We start from the raw sequence: 13,555 nt of genomic DNA, 5'->3' as shown, positions 1-13,555 counted from the left end.
CTCATTCGGCGTTCACCAGGAGCGCGTATTGGGCGGACATTCGTTGCTGTAGATCGACCAGCTGATCCGACCAGACCAGGGCGACATAGCGGTCGTAGGAGACCGAGCAGTAGAACCGGATCACGTATTTGTCGCTGCCGATGTACTCCTGACACTTGGCCTGTGGAAGGTTATTCGGCGGCTCGACGCTGCGGAGCTTCTTGTTGAGTTCGGCTTGATGCGCCAGCAGCTTCCTGGCAGCGGCCACGTCGCGGGTCCGGTAGATGATGGCGTGGTCCCGCGCGTACCGGTCGACACCGGCGGCCTCCAGCGCTGGGCGGGCCTCGATCGGTGTGGTGCTGAAGTGCAGTCCGGCGAGCCCGGTGTAGACGCCGGGCGGATTGGTGAAGAGTTCCTCATTGATTCGGGGCAGCGTGCGACCGAGCATCCCGTCGATGTCGACCGGTAGATTCATCAGCTGGTCGGGCGGGGTCGGGGTGAACTTCGCGATCGAAGGAACTACCACGTCGAGGCTCTTTTCCACCAGGCTCACCAAGGTGGTCAGATCCACTTCACTCGCTGCGATCCGCAGATAGTCGTAGACCCAGCTGTAGACGACGAGTTTGCCTGCGGCGAACCAGGATCCGATCGACTGCTCGTGCGGCTGCCAATGGGCCTTGGCCGCAGGATATTTGGGAATCGCCACGGCCTGGTTGCGGTTGCTGTACTCGAAGTCGGAGCGTTCCAGCGCGACAACCGCGTCCTTGGCCTTCTGCTCGTCGGGGAAAACCATGACCACGTTCATCAAATCCATGCCCTGGACGTTCGGGTCGGTGGTGCCGCTGCTGGCGAAGCCGGTGATGAAATTCGGTGCGGTCTCGGCGAATTTCTCGAGCTTGATGGCATTGCCCAGGTCGGAGTACTTCGGATCGAAGAACACCTTCGAGGTGAGCTTGTAGCCGTGCGCGAAGCGTGGGTCGATGTCGGAGGCGAGTGGTATGAAGTTCGCCAGTCGCTCGGCTTCGACGATCTTGGCCTGTTCGAGCGTCTTGGGCGTGCCATAGGCGTGTGGTTTGGTCGCGTTGCCGCCGACGTCGAGCTGCGCCAGGTCGACCACCGGATCCGGCGCTACCGGCACGTCCGGTTCGGCCCCACACCCGCTGACCCCGATCGCGACGACCACGGTCCCGACCAATGCCAGTGCGGTCCGAACCGCGTTCGATCCCATGACGGATCGCCCCTCCCCCTTGCCGAGCATGTTTCCCTGGGGGATGCTACCGGGGACCGATCGGTATGTGCCACCGCAGCTTTGGTAGCCGCAGCAACAGTGTCGTGACTCGCCCGTGCCGCTGCGATCCTTCCCTGTGACGGGGAGCTGGGATGATAACGAGAAATTCGGAAGGTGGGTGTCGGCGGGTATGGCGGACGGCGATGCTGAATACGGTATGGAACTGGCTGGCGTCCAGCGAGGACGGATTCCGCCTGGCGGCGGTACGTTGATCTCGCCGATATTGCCTGAACCTGGTCGGGTTCCGCCTGGTGGCGGTACTTCGGTCTCTCCGGTACTTCCTGATCCCAGGTATGGCCGGTCCGGGCCCGGCGATCCGATGCCGCGGGATCCCAGCGATCCCGCGCCGCCTCGCATCGGGCCCGCCGATCCGATGCCGCGAGATCCCGACGATCCCGCGCCGCCGCACATCAAACCTGGCGTTCCGCCCAAGCGTGGGCGCAGCACACCCCCAGCGCCGCCCTGTGATCCGGCCGACCCCGAGATCTTGCCGGGCGAGCCCGCGCCGAACAGACATTGCTGGACCGTGCATCTGGTGCCGCCGCCCGGTGCGGAAGCCGGCTTCAAGAAGAAGCTTCTATTGGCCCAGCGGGCGATTCAAACCGCGGTCGACCTGCTCGGCCGCGGCGGGCCGATCCTCCCGCCGCGCATGGACGACCTGATGAAGCCTGCGCCGGACGGGAGTTTCGGCGAGGGTATGGCGAGCGAGATATACGCGATGCTCGCGGCGTTCACCGCCAAGTTGAAGGCGTCGTTGCTGCACTTTGAACGTAAAGTGCACACAGCGTCCGGCGCCGTGGCAGACGAGCAGGAAAAGACGCTGCGTGACATCAAGGCCATCGTCGCCAAATTGAACAGCGAGCTGAAAGCCGTAGGTACCGGCAAGCTGAATCACGGGCAGGAGACGGCTTTGTTGAGTTTGGTCGCCGCTGCGGTGGAGGCCGTCTTCGACAAGGTCGATTCGGTCTCGCAGTTCAATCAAGACATAGCCGACCCAGACGAAAAACATCCCGTAGGGATCGGGAGCTCGACCGCGGCCACCGCGGCCACCGCGGCCACCGCGGCGACCACCACCGCCGCCACCGGCACCGGCGGTTCCGGTGGGGGCGGCGGTATGGACGGGTTGATGCAGGCGCTGATGCCGCTAGGCATGATGGTGGCGCCGCTTATGCAAACGCTGCCGGGTCTGCTCGACAAACAGGATGACGGCACAGAAGCTGGCGAGGAGAGTGTGCAGGCCGCCATCCCACTGCGCGACGTCAATACAACGTCAGCGGCTGTGGCCGCACCGACCGGACTCCCTGCCGCACAGCCGATCGCCGCCGCCGCGCCCATCCCGGGACAAGTCGCGCAAGTTTCGTCTGTGATCAACGGGTCCAGTCCGGGCCGCGTCGAAGCGAGTCTCCCCGCAACCCCGGTGTCGGCGTTCGCACGACCTGCTGCCCGCACTCGCCGCACGACGGATCCAGCCAGGCCTGCGGACGGTGCGCAAGCAGACGGCAGCACGGATGCGGACGATGCCGCTATCGAAGACGCGGCCGTGACAGAAACCATCTGATCGGTGTCGCCGGACCCCGGGGCTGTGTCGACTCGGCCCCGGGATCCCTTTCGCCTGGTCAAGGTGGCCGTACGGGTGGGCCACACTGCGCGGCCCGTTGCTCGCCCATCGGGTGAACCGGCCACTGGAGCTGCTCGTCGAGGCCACTGGCGGTGGTCTCTCCGGAACCGGGCGGTCGTATCAGGTTTAGGCTTCTGCTCTTATGGCCCTCAGCGCAACATTGCACAACTTCGCCGTCCAACTGGCCGACGTCGACCGTGACGTCTACCAGGACCTGGAGTTGCGGATAGCGCGCCACCCGTCCGAAACCGCCGAATACATGCTGACCCGACTGCTGGCGTACTGCCTCGAATACCAGGACGGCATCGCCTTCAGCGACGGCGGCATTTCCGCGACCGACGAGCCCGCGGTGCTGGTGCGCGATCTCACCGGACGGCTCACCGCCTGGATCGAGGTCGGTGCCCCCGACGCGGAGCGTCTGCACCGAGGCAGCAAGCTGGCCGGCCGCGCCGCCGTCTATACCCATCGTGATCCGGCCAAAGTACTGGCCCAACTCGCAGGCAAACGGATCCATCGTGCCGAAGCCATTCCCGTCTACAGCTTCGATCGCGACTTCATCGACGCCGCTGTCGCCGCGCTCGGACGCCGCAACACCATGACGCTGTCGGTCACCGAGCGCCTGCTCTACCTGGATCTCAACGGCACGAGCCTGAGTGCTTCCGTCGACGAGCACCGACTCGGATAATCCTCGCGCCCGATCTCGCTACCGAACCGGCCGTCGCCGCCCCCCGCACAGCGTTTTCTCGCGCGCGTACTTTCGTTGTTACCGTGGCCTATGGTCAGTGAATCCACGCAGCGCCGCCGCGAGCAGCTCCGTGACTTCCTACGCACCCGCCGGGCGCGGCTGGCACCGCAGGATGTCGGAATTCCGGCGGCGGGCAGGCGACGGACTCCCGGGCTGCGGCGCGAAGAGGTCGCGCTGCTGGCCGGGGTCGGGGTGTCCTGGTACACCTCGCTCGAGCAGGGTCGCAACATCACGGTCTCGACCGAAGTGCTCGACGGCATTGCCGGAGCCCTGCTCCTGAGTGAGCCGGAGCGTGCGCATCTGTATCTGCTCGCCGGTCTGAACCCGCCGTCTACCGACGTGCGGACGGAGGCCACCGAGGTCACCTCCGAGATGCGGCACCTGCTGGATGCATGGGAGCAACGGCCTGCGGTGCTGCGGGATCGCTACTGGAACGTGCTGGCGTTCAACGACACCGCCCGGACGGTGTTCGGCTTCGATAACACCGCCCACAACTGCCTGATCACGTTCTTCACCAATCCGCGATACCGCGCGATGCCCGAGGTGTGGGCGTCGGCCTGCGCCGCTGTCGTTGCCGCCTATCGCGCCGACGCGGCGCACTTTCCCGGCGATTCCGAATTCCGAAGGGTGGTGGACGATCTCAGTGCGGTGAGCCCCGAATTCGCCGAACTGTGGGAACGCCATGAGGTAGGCGTGCCGATTCAGGCAGTCAATGCGCTGCGCCACCCCGAGGCTGGTGCGTTGTTCTTCGACGCGACGACCTTGACAGTCGCCGACCACCCCGACTGGTCCCTCGTGCTGTACAACCCACAGCCCGGCACCGATACCGCCGGCCGACTCGAACGACTACGACACCTGCGCCTCGCGGCCCCCGCCTGACAGCTACGGGCGGTTCGATACCGGTCCCGAACGTGCTACTGCCACTCCTACGATAACTGCGCACTGTATATCTCCGGTGCGCGGCGGCACGCTCAACCCATGACACAGAACAGTTCCCGATTCGACGGCAAGATCGCACTGATCACCGGAGGCAGCAGCGGCATGGGGTTGGCCACCGCACACCGGCTCGTCGCCGAAGGCGCGACAGTGATCATCACCGGGCGTGACAAAACCCGGCTGGACGCCGCGGTCGCTCAGCTCGGCGACCGGGCGCTCGGAATTCCTGGTGACGCGGCGAGTCTCACCGACCTCGAAACGCTGGCAGCAGCCATTCGCGAGCAGTACGGGCGGCTGGATGTGGTGTTCGCCAACGCGGGCATCGGTGCTTTCCAAGCTGCCCAAGACGTCACGGAGGCCGAGTTCTACCGCGTCGTGGACATCAACTTCAAAGCAGCGTTCTTCACCATCCAGAAGACGCTTCCGCTGCTGTCGGACCAGGCGGCAATCGTGATCAACGCGTCCTTTGCAGTGCACCGCGGTGTGTCGGACGCTGCTCTGTACTCGGCGACCAAAGCGGCGGTGCACAACCTGGCCCGCACCCTCGCAGCCGAATTGGCGCCCAGAGGTATCCGAGTCAACTCCGTCAGCCCCGGCTACATCGACACCCCGGCTTTCCGGGCCGAGGCTTCCGCCGAGGCCCAGGCTGCCGTCGGTGCGACGGTCGCCGCCGGCCGTGTGGGCACTGCCGAGGAGGTAGCCGCCGCGGTCGCCTTCCTCGCTTCCGGTGAAGCGTCCTATATCAACGGACAGGACCTACTCGTCGACGGCGGCCTGATCTCCGCCATCCCGGCGGCGATGCTCTAGGTGGCGGAGGCCGTGGCGCTGAGGCCGTAGGACGAAACAGGGACATGTTTCCGATACCGCGTGGGTTGGGCCGCTTCTAGAGTTGGCGTGCGGTCCGGTGTCGTCGACCACCAAGTAATTGGGGGCACGGTCCATCGCTGTGACCGCCGATTGATCCGTAACGCACCCAGCCATCGATCCGATGTCAGGTATGTGTCGCAAATGATTGCGGCACAGGGATATTCGTGTGCTCGATGTGAACCGTGCTACTGCGGTGGGAACGCAGCCACGCCGTTCTTTGCGGACGAACAATCGAATGTAGACAACCCCATCCGGGTCAACTGGTCGAAAGGGAGGCTATGAACATCAAGACGTCGGCTTTTATAGCGATCGCCGCGAGTGTCGTCATCGGCACCGCTGGATGTGGCGCGACTTCGGCGCCATCGGCCACCACTGGAACACCTGTCCCATCGGCGAATGCCACAGTGTCGCCCGCCGACCGACCGGTGCCGGCGGCCGCTCCGAAGCCTATCGCGCAGCAGCCCGCGGGCGCGCCGCAACCCGTTGCCCAGGAGCCCGAGACGGCACCGGGGCCTGCTGTTGTTGCACCGGAACAGGCCGCGCCGCAACCCGTGACTGCGCAGGAACCTGCGCCTGGCCCAGCGGAATCCGCTCCCAATGGCAGCGGGCACGGTATGTGCTTCGACGTGAACTCGGCACTGGCCAACTCCGCGATCGCCGGACTGGCGCCGCCGCCGGCCGGGGGCGGATGGACTATCGAGAGCGCGAGCACCGACCCGATCCAGGCGGGATGCTCCGGCGTCTTGTCATGGATGGCGGTGGACTGGCAGGGAATTCATCCCGGAACCCACGTCCTGTTCTTCACCAACGGTACGTATCTCGGAACAGCGACGTCCAAGCCGTACGGCTACACCGAGGTGATCGGAAAGACCAGGAATACCGTCTCGGTGCAGTATCGGTGGCCGAAGCCCGAGGATGCACTGTGCTGCCCGCAGGGTGGACCGAGCGTGGTGACGTTCACCCTGAATGGAACGTCGATCCAGGCGCAGGGGCAATTCCCGCCCGACAACTGAGTTGCCGGGTCGGACACATCCACAAGAAGAAGCTCCCGCCCGTAGGCGGGAGCGGATCGTCAGGGGTGGGCGGGCGGCGGGGGCAGGGGCTTGCCGTCCGGACCGATCGGGGGCGGGCACGGCCTGCCATCGGCACCGGTCGGTGGCGGCAGCGGCTTGCCGTCGGATCCCAGCGGCGGGGGCAGCGGCTTGCCGTCCGACCCCATCGGGGGCGGCAGGCACCCGCTGGGTGGCTGCCCGGCGGGCTGCGCGCCGACAGGATTGTGGTCCGGGTGCGCCGCCGCCGACGACGCAGCGACGGGGGCAGGGTCGTGATGCTGTTCCTGCTGCGCGGAACACCCCGCGGTGACGGTGACAGCGGCGGCGACTGCGCACAGGCCAACCATGAGGCGACTTTGTATATGACGCATGACGGTGAACGTACCAGGCGTACCCGGGCACCGTCACGACCTTGTTGACGCATCGAAACTGGTTGAGCCGGAACATATTCGGCTACAGATAGTCGGGTTTTGTCGAGCCTTGCGTCGTGCAGGATTCGCCGTGCAATCCGCATGGTCGGTTCGGGGTGTCGATGACGCGGTGATCGCATCGCCGTGTTGGGAAAGTGATTCATGGATTGTGCTGGTACGGTTCGACGGCATGTCCGTCTTGTCTTTTCGGCGCGCAGCGCTCGTTGCGGCTTCGCTGGGCATCTGCGCCGCAGCCAGTATCGCTATGCCGCAGGCGCAGGCTCAGGCGCAGGACCTTGGACAGCTCCGCAGCATCGGAGTGCTCGATCCCGCATGGTCATTCGCCGAGGCCGCGGTTGCGTTGGAGATCGTCTACACCACACAAGATCAGCGCGACGCGCCCGCTCCGGCATCGGGTGCGCTGTACCTGCCCAAAGGCCTGCCGCCACAGGGTGGGTGGCCGTTGGTGGTGTGGGCGCACGGCACCGCGGGCATCGGCGATTCCTGTGCACCCTCGCGCAGGCCGCAATCGGAACGCAACAAGACCTACTTCAATCAGATTCTGGACAGCGGGTATGCGGTCCTGGCTCCCGACTATCAGGGGCTGGGCACCGGTGGTCAGTTCAGTTACTACAACACGAATGTCGAAGGGCGCTCGATACTGGACGCGGTCGCAGCGATTCGCACGACACCCGTTCCATTGTCGAGCAGATGGGTGGTCATCGGCCAGTCGGAAGGGGCGCATGCCGCGATGAGCGCGGCCGCCCTCTACGGCGCGAACGGCGGCGGCTCCGCGGCAGGGCTGAACGGGGTGATAGCCACGGGGCTGCGCACCAACCCGAGCAAGAGCCTGCGGGAGATGTTCGAGCGAACCTCGACCGGCGCCGAGAACCAGGTGGGCTACGCGGCGTACTTTCTTGCGTCGTTGCAGGAGTTGCACCCCGACGGCGTGACTCCCTTCCTTTCCGACTTCGGAAAAGACTATGTGGAAGAGGCGGCGTCGGAATGCCTTGCCGATCTGGTCGCCCGCGCCGACGGCCGTCGCCCCGCGGCACTGGTCGCCGACCCCGACGAGCCGACGCCGACATTCGAAGCGGATATCACCGCGTTGGCCGGATACCCCGAGGACCGCTTCGCCAGTGATGTCATGATCGGCTACGGGACCGCGGACATCGACGTACCTCCTGCGGAGACCGACAGTTACGGAAACCGGCTGCAGGAATTGAATACCGGCGTTCGAATCACCGTGCGGAAGTATCCGGGCAAGAACCATAGTGGCGCGTTCTTGGCCTCGCTGCCCGATGCCCTCGATTTCTTGAAGACACACCTGCGCTGAATCCTGCGCGTAACGGCCTTGCTGCACCGGCTCATCGAATCCGAGGATTCGATGAGCCGGGCCGGAGGCTTCGGATCGACTAGGGCACCGTGTATTCCACGCTACAGTCGCCGTAGGTGTAGTTATCGCCCGTTCCGTGGTTCGTCACGCTCAGTACCAGGGCAATCCGTCCCGTTTTCGTGACAGTGCCGGGGATGGACAGAGTGTTCTCGGAGCCTTTCACAAAAGCGGAAGTATCGGCCTGTCCATTGCGACCGGTAGTGATGTTCGCCCAGGTAACCGCGAATTTTTGATCATATCCGGTCTGCGACCGAGAGTCGGTGTGCAGCTTCAGTTCCATGGACCCGCTGTTGACCGAGGTGGCGAACGCGTCGCTGGATGCCTGGACGGAAAAGTCGTCCGGAGTGGGGTATGTGATCGTGCACAGTGGATCCGATGGAGCGTTCGGTGCCGCGAATGCGGTGGGTGCATAGCCGACTGTCACCGCGGAGATGCATGAGATGGCCGCGATCCCCGGCAGTAACCCCGAATACGTGCGCGATTTCATCAATACCGTCCTATCGATCCTAGAGCTGTACAGAGTGAACATGCGTGCCCTTGCCGAGCAGGGCCCAGAAGATTGGTTCCGCTGTCGAACGAATCGTCTCCCATGCGTAATCGCCCAAAGGTCAACGGCCGACCTGTCATTCATCCGGCGGTAGCGATGTCGCGGTCGTTTGCTCGGGCGCTTCGAACGTTGACCGGAGTTCGATGCTAGTGGGCGGAGGTGGAGATGTCGGGGCCGAAGGGTCGGTGGAATGTCGTGGGGATCAGCCAGAGTGAAGACTAAAAGTGTTGTCCTGCAATCGATTTAGCGAAAAGGGCGAATGCTCGACGAATGCGCATCGGTTCCCAGGGTTGAGAGGAGGTCATGGTTGGACCTGCAGGACAACGCCATCAACCGGTGAACTCGGCGACCGTATCGCGATGTGTGCCAACGGAAATCGGCTTCGGTTCGGCGAGAGCCGGATCGGCCGCACGGCGGGTGCCGCGTGATCATCACGCGCGTGACGGAGAAATCAGCGGGGAACGGCTACCGGGTCGGTGCAGCTGGCGACGGCGTCGACGAGGGAGCAGGATTTCGGGGCACGGGTGAGGCGGTAGTCGGGGGTGACGCCGTTGTCGCGGGTGATGGCGGTATAGGCGGGGACGGCGTCGGTGGGGCGACGGGTGAGGGTGGGGTCGGTGCGGACGTCGACGGTGTAGAGGCCGAATCGGGGTGTGTAGGAGCCCCATTCGTAGTTGTCGGTGAGGCTCCAGTAGTTGTAGCCGATGAGGTTCATGCCGTCGGCTTTGGCGCGTTGGAGCCAGTAGACGGTGTCATTGAGGTCGTCGGCGCGGGTGTAGCCGTCGGCGCGGGGGAGGCCGTTCTCGGTGGGCATGCCGTTTTCGACAATGTAGAGCGGCTTACCAGGGAAGAGGCGGGCGTAGTGCTGGAGGGCGTAGTAGATGCCTTCTGGCTGGAGCGGGTTCTTCCAGAGTTCGGTGAAGTTGGTCATCCCGGCGAGAGTGTCGGGGGAGGTGCCGTAGTAGTAGTCGATGCCGATGTAGTCCAGTTTTGCCGCGATACGGGAGATGATCGTCGAACCGTTGACGGCGTCCTCGGCGGCGGGAATGTAGGCGACATTGCTGGTGACCATCGCAGCCGGCTGGGTGTGGTGGATGTAGTCGTAGATGCTGTTGTGCGCTCGGGCGATCCGATCGAACATAGCGGGGGCGGCGAGCGGTGGGATGCCGCCGTGGCGCGTTTCGTTGAGGACATACATCGTGGGCTCGTTGAAGGTGACCCACAATGGATCGACCGCGGCGTAGCGATCGACGACCTTGCGTGCGTTGGCGAGCCAGTCATCGACGATGTCGGGGTTGTTCCAGCCGCCGCGGTCGACTTCCCAGCCGGGGTAGACCCAGTGGTCCAGGGTCAGCATCGGGCGCATCCCGGCGGCGGTGATGGCGGCGATCACGTTGTCGTAGAAGCGAAGTCCGTTCTCGTCCCACACGCCGGGCTGCGGCTGTATGCGCGCCCATTCGATGCCGATTCGGTACACCCGCGCGCCCAACTGCTCGGCCAGTTGGATGTCGGACCGGTACCGCGAGAAGAAGTCGACCGAGTTCTGGTATTGATCGTCGGTCTTGCCCGCCGCGATGTAGCGGGTCCAATTGCTGTCGGGCGCATGCCCTTCCGACTGGAATCCCGAGGCGGCGACACCCCACAGAAAGTCCTCGCCGAGCGGCGCGACCCGCGCGGGCGGCTCCGGTCGTGCGGCGGCCGGTGCGCCTTGCGCGAACGTGGTGACGGCGGCAAGTGCGGCCACGCAGAGGCTGCTGAGGCGGAGTCGCATCGAGGTGCTCCTGTTCATTCTGTGCAGGCACGGCAGGTGCGAGGAGTGCGTCTGAACGAAAACCGTACAGTGCTCGGTTTTTGCTGGCAAGGTGTGTCGGGTCCGTGCCTACACTGACCCCGTGGTGAAACGGGGTCCCTATGGAAAAGGCATCGAACGGCGGGAACAGATCCTCGACGCCGCGCTGCGCACCATCGCCGAGCGCGGATACCTGGCCACATCCATTGCTGAACTCGCGGAGGCGGTCGGGTTGAGCCAGGGCGGTCTGCTGCACTATTTCGGGACGAAAGAGGAATTGTTCGTCGCTGTGCTGCGCAAGCGCGACGAATCCGACCTCGCCGCCGTGCACGGCCCCGCGCCCGCGGCATTCGTGGAGATCGTCCGCCGAAACACGACGGTGCCCGGACTGATCGAGCTGTTCACCCACATGCAGGCGGCCGCCGCGGATCCACGCCACCCTGCCCACCACTACATGCTGGAGCGCTATCGGCTGGGCACCGAGGGTTTTTCGCGCGCACTGCGCGAGATGCAGAAAGCGGGTGAGCTGTCGGAGGACCTCGACACCGATGCCGCGGCGACAATGTTCTTCGCCCTCGCAGACGGCCTGCAGGCCCGGTGGTTGATCGATCCGAGCCTTGATATGGCAGCGCTACTCGAACAATGGTGGCAGCGCTATACCGCAGGCACGTCGATCAATAGCCGTCCTGCGAAGCACATCTGACAACGTGATCGACACACGGGAATCGCGCGTGCGCTGTCCTGAGTTTTCGACGGTTGCCGTGTTAGCGTCGCCAGCGATCTGCACGGGCGTCACCGGAAAGGAATCTACAGTGGCAAGGCGAATCATTGAGGCGCTGGTCGACGACATCGACGGTTCACAGGGTGACGAAACGGTGTCCTTCGCAGTCGACGGCCGCGTGTACGACATCGATCTGTCGGCCGCGAATGCCGCCAGGCTGCGGGCGGCACTCGAGCCGTGGGCGGAGAAGGCTCGCAAGACGGGCCGGGTGTCTTCCGGCGGTGGCCGGAAGCGGGCCGCAACCGGTGGCGAGCAACTCGCCGCCATCCGCGCATGGGCTGCCGAGAACGGCCACCAGGTATCGAACCGCGGCCGTATCTCGGCGGAGGTGATGGCCGCATACCGCGCAGCGCAAGACGCACCGCGGGTGCCGCCACCCGCACGGAGTAAGCGGGACACCCCAGCTGTCGCGGAACGGGAACGGAAGCGTGGCGCGAAGGAAGGCAAGAAGACGGCCGAAGTCGGCGCGTAGGCGCTGGCTGCTGCCGGCGGTGGTTGCCTGGCCCGCCTTCGGGACCGGTCAGTATCCAATCGTCGGTGGCGAAGCTGCCGATGGCGTCGGCGTGAGCATCGACCGATGCCATGCGCGTGTATCGGATGAGCGGAACCCGCCCGTGATTGCTTGCCGATACGGCCGGGTTCCTTGTTCGATCCTCAACGGGTGAAGGCCTGCGCGAGCGCCGCCGCGGCCTCGGCTCGTGCTTGTTTGCTGTCGTCGAAGGGGTGCCGAAGGAACTCGTGGATCATGCCCGGATAGCGGGTGACCGTGACCGGCACGCCCGCTGCTTCGAGGCGTTCGCCGTACTGTTCGCCTTCATCGCGCAGTGCGTCGTATTGGGCGGTGATGATGAGTGTGGCAGGGAGCTGGGCCAAGTCGGGGGCCAGCAGTGGCGAGACGCGTGGATCGAGCTTCTCCTCGGCGCTGTTGAGGTAGTTGTCCATGAACCAGTGCTGGGTTTCGCGGCCGATGTTGCCGTACTTGCCCGCGTACTCGCGGATGCTGAAATTCGTTCTGCGGAAATCGAGATCGGGGTAGATCAGCAGCTGGAAGACCAGCGCCGGGCCGTCGTTGTCTCGTGCCATCTGCGCGACAACGGTCGCCAGATTGCCGCCCGCACTGTCACCGCCGACGGCGATCCGCGCGGCATCGGCATTGATGCTCGCCGCGTTGTCGGCCACCCACTGTGTCGCGGTGTAGCAGGCCTCGGGCGCCGCGGGGAAAGTGTGTTCGGGAGCCCTCGGGTAGTCGACCGAGACGACGATGCACTGTGCGCCGTTGGCAAGGCTGCGCGCCAAGCCGTCGTGGGTGTCCAGATCGCCGAGCATGAAGCCGCCACCGTGGAAGAAGACGAGCACGGGGAAGGGGCCGCTGCCATCCGGGGTGTAGATACGGATCGGAATCCGGCTGCTCGCGCCCGGGATGGTGCGGTCCTCGACCTGTGCGATGGGTTCCGGCTCGCCGAGCAGAGCAATCTGTCGGCGGAGACCTTCGCGCGCCTGCTCCGGCGGGAAGGTGTGCAGCGCACCGAAGTTGAAGCCGGCCAGGCGCGCCAGATAGGCCTGGACCTGCGGGTGGAGTGAGATCTGGTCGTTTTGTGTTTCGGTCATGACACCAGCTTCGGACTTGAAGCGCAGTTCAAGTCAAGAGGCAACCATGCCGAGGGTGCGGGTTCGTGGCGTCGGGTCGATCACACCTGGACCGCGGCGATTGCCGCGATGAGGTTGTCGAGGTCCGGTTGTGCGGAGGCGGCAAGGCTCTTGCCCATCAGGCGAATCCACAACCAGCTCAGCGGACCGGTGATGCTGATCTCGACGTCGAGGGTGGTGATGCCGTCGGCGCGGGTCAGGAAATGGGCGAAGGTCAGTCGTGCGCCGATCAGCTTCGAGACATCCACGAATTCGCGGTCCTGGACGAGGCTTTCGACGAGGAAGGGCACGGTGGGACCGCCCTTGGGCTTGAGCTTGCCGGTTGCGCCCTGGCGGAATTCGCCGTCGAGGTGAACCCATTCGGTGTCGGTGTTCCATTCGGGCCAGGTCGCCATGTCGGCCCATTTGTCGAAGAAGGCGGCGGGGAGGGCGGTCGTGGTGCCGTGCGCGGTGGCGATCGTGGTCATGAAAATAATATGCGCGCTTACTAAATCCCTTGT

At 64.9% G+C, this 13,555-nt stretch carries 14 protein-coding genes; 8 read left to right on the top strand and 6 right to left on the bottom strand.

The window, feature by feature from the left end:
- Position 1 precedes the first annotated feature (1 nt).
- Positions 2-1,207 carry a DUF7373 family lipoprotein gene (locus OHQ90_RS34265; protein WP_328404684.1) on the bottom strand — a complete coding sequence of 402 codons (1,206 nt, stop codon included), beginning with the start codon at positions 1,205-1,207 and terminating at the stop codon, positions 2-4.
- A 379-nt stretch (positions 1,208-1,586) separates the two neighbouring features.
- On the opposite strand from OHQ90_RS34265, the gene OHQ90_RS34260 reads away from it, so the two are divergent.
- The 5 genes from OHQ90_RS34260 (at position 1,587) to OHQ90_RS34240 (ending at position 6,446) form a co-directional block, all read left to right on the top strand.
- Positions 1,587-2,825, top strand: a complete 1,239-nt coding sequence (locus tag OHQ90_RS34260) for a hypothetical protein (protein WP_328404682.1) — start codon at positions 1,587-1,589, stop codon at positions 2,823-2,825.
- A 202-nt stretch (positions 2,826-3,027) separates the two neighbouring features.
- Complete coding sequence (locus tag OHQ90_RS34255) at positions 3,028-3,570, top strand: YaeQ family protein (RefSeq protein WP_328404680.1); 543 nt, start codon at positions 3,028-3,030, stop codon at positions 3,568-3,570.
- Positions 3,571-3,660: 90 nt separating this feature from the next.
- Complete coding sequence (locus OHQ90_RS34250) at positions 3,661-4,509, top strand: helix-turn-helix transcriptional regulator (protein WP_328404678.1); 849 nt, start codon at positions 3,661-3,663, stop codon at positions 4,507-4,509.
- Positions 4,510-4,608: 99 nt separating this feature from the next.
- On the top strand, positions 4,609-5,373 hold the full coding sequence (locus OHQ90_RS34245; RefSeq protein WP_328404676.1) for a glucose 1-dehydrogenase: 765 nt from the start codon (positions 4,609-4,611) through the stop codon (positions 5,371-5,373).
- A gap of 686 nt (positions 5,374-6,059) precedes the next feature.
- Positions 6,060-6,446, top strand: coding sequence for an LppP/LprE family lipoprotein (locus tag OHQ90_RS34240; RefSeq protein WP_328404674.1), 387 nt, complete (start codon positions 6,060-6,062; stop codon positions 6,444-6,446).
- Between the two features lie 59 nt (positions 6,447-6,505).
- On the opposite strand, the gene OHQ90_RS34235 is transcribed toward OHQ90_RS34240, so the two are convergent.
- Positions 6,506-6,856, bottom strand: a complete 351-nt coding sequence (locus OHQ90_RS34235) for a hypothetical protein (protein ID WP_328404672.1) — start codon at positions 6,854-6,856, stop codon at positions 6,506-6,508.
- Between the two features lie 229 nt (positions 6,857-7,085).
- Here OHQ90_RS34235 and OHQ90_RS34230 point away from each other — a divergent pair, with 229 nt between their 5' ends.
- Positions 7,086-8,231, top strand: coding sequence for an alpha/beta hydrolase family protein (locus OHQ90_RS34230; RefSeq protein WP_328404670.1), 1,146 nt, complete (start codon positions 7,086-7,088; stop codon positions 8,229-8,231).
- Positions 8,232-8,310: 79 nt separating this feature from the next.
- On the opposite strand, the gene OHQ90_RS34225 is transcribed toward OHQ90_RS34230, so the two are convergent.
- Together OHQ90_RS34225 and OHQ90_RS34220 are read right to left on the bottom strand one after the other, a co-directional pair.
- Complete coding sequence (locus tag OHQ90_RS34225; RefSeq protein ID WP_328404668.1) at positions 8,311-8,820, bottom strand: hypothetical protein; 510 nt, start codon at positions 8,818-8,820, stop codon at positions 8,311-8,313.
- A gap of 469 nt (positions 8,821-9,289) precedes the next feature.
- Positions 9,290-10,609: a family 1 glycosylhydrolase gene (locus OHQ90_RS34220; RefSeq protein ID WP_328404666.1), complete on the bottom strand. Its 1,320-nt coding sequence runs from the start codon at positions 10,607-10,609 to the stop codon at positions 9,290-9,292.
- 121 nt (positions 10,610-10,730) lie between these two features.
- On the opposite strand from OHQ90_RS34220, the gene OHQ90_RS34215 reads away from it, so the two are divergent.
- Positions 10,731-11,330: a TetR/AcrR family transcriptional regulator gene (locus tag OHQ90_RS34215; protein ID WP_328404664.1), complete on the top strand. Its 600-nt coding sequence runs from the start codon at positions 10,731-10,733 to the stop codon at positions 11,328-11,330.
- A gap of 109 nt (positions 11,331-11,439) precedes the next feature.
- Complete coding sequence (locus tag OHQ90_RS34210; protein WP_442941244.1) at positions 11,440-11,880, top strand: histone-like nucleoid-structuring protein Lsr2; 441 nt, start codon at positions 11,440-11,442, stop codon at positions 11,878-11,880.
- Positions 11,881-12,062: 182 nt separating this feature from the next.
- Here OHQ90_RS34210 and OHQ90_RS34205 read toward each other — a convergent pair whose 3' ends face one another.
- Both OHQ90_RS34205 and OHQ90_RS34200 read right to left on the bottom strand, forming a co-directional pair.
- Positions 12,063-13,016 (bottom strand): alpha/beta hydrolase, encoded by a 954-nt coding sequence (locus OHQ90_RS34205; protein WP_328404662.1) that lies wholly within the window; start codon positions 13,014-13,016, stop codon positions 12,063-12,065.
- Positions 13,017-13,096: 80 nt separating this feature from the next.
- Entirely contained in the window at positions 13,097-13,522 is a 426-nt protein-coding gene (locus OHQ90_RS34200; RefSeq protein ID WP_328404660.1) for a hypothetical protein, read from the bottom strand.
- Positions 13,523-13,555: the final 33 nt, after the last annotated feature.

Source organism: Nocardia sp. NBC_00403 (genome assembly GCF_036046055.1).
Taxonomy (GTDB): domain Bacteria; phylum Actinomycetota; class Actinomycetes; order Mycobacteriales; family Mycobacteriaceae; genus Nocardia.
The sequence above is the reverse complement of the archived record's forward strand: the minus strand, read 5'-3'. Positions and strand labels throughout refer to the sequence as shown.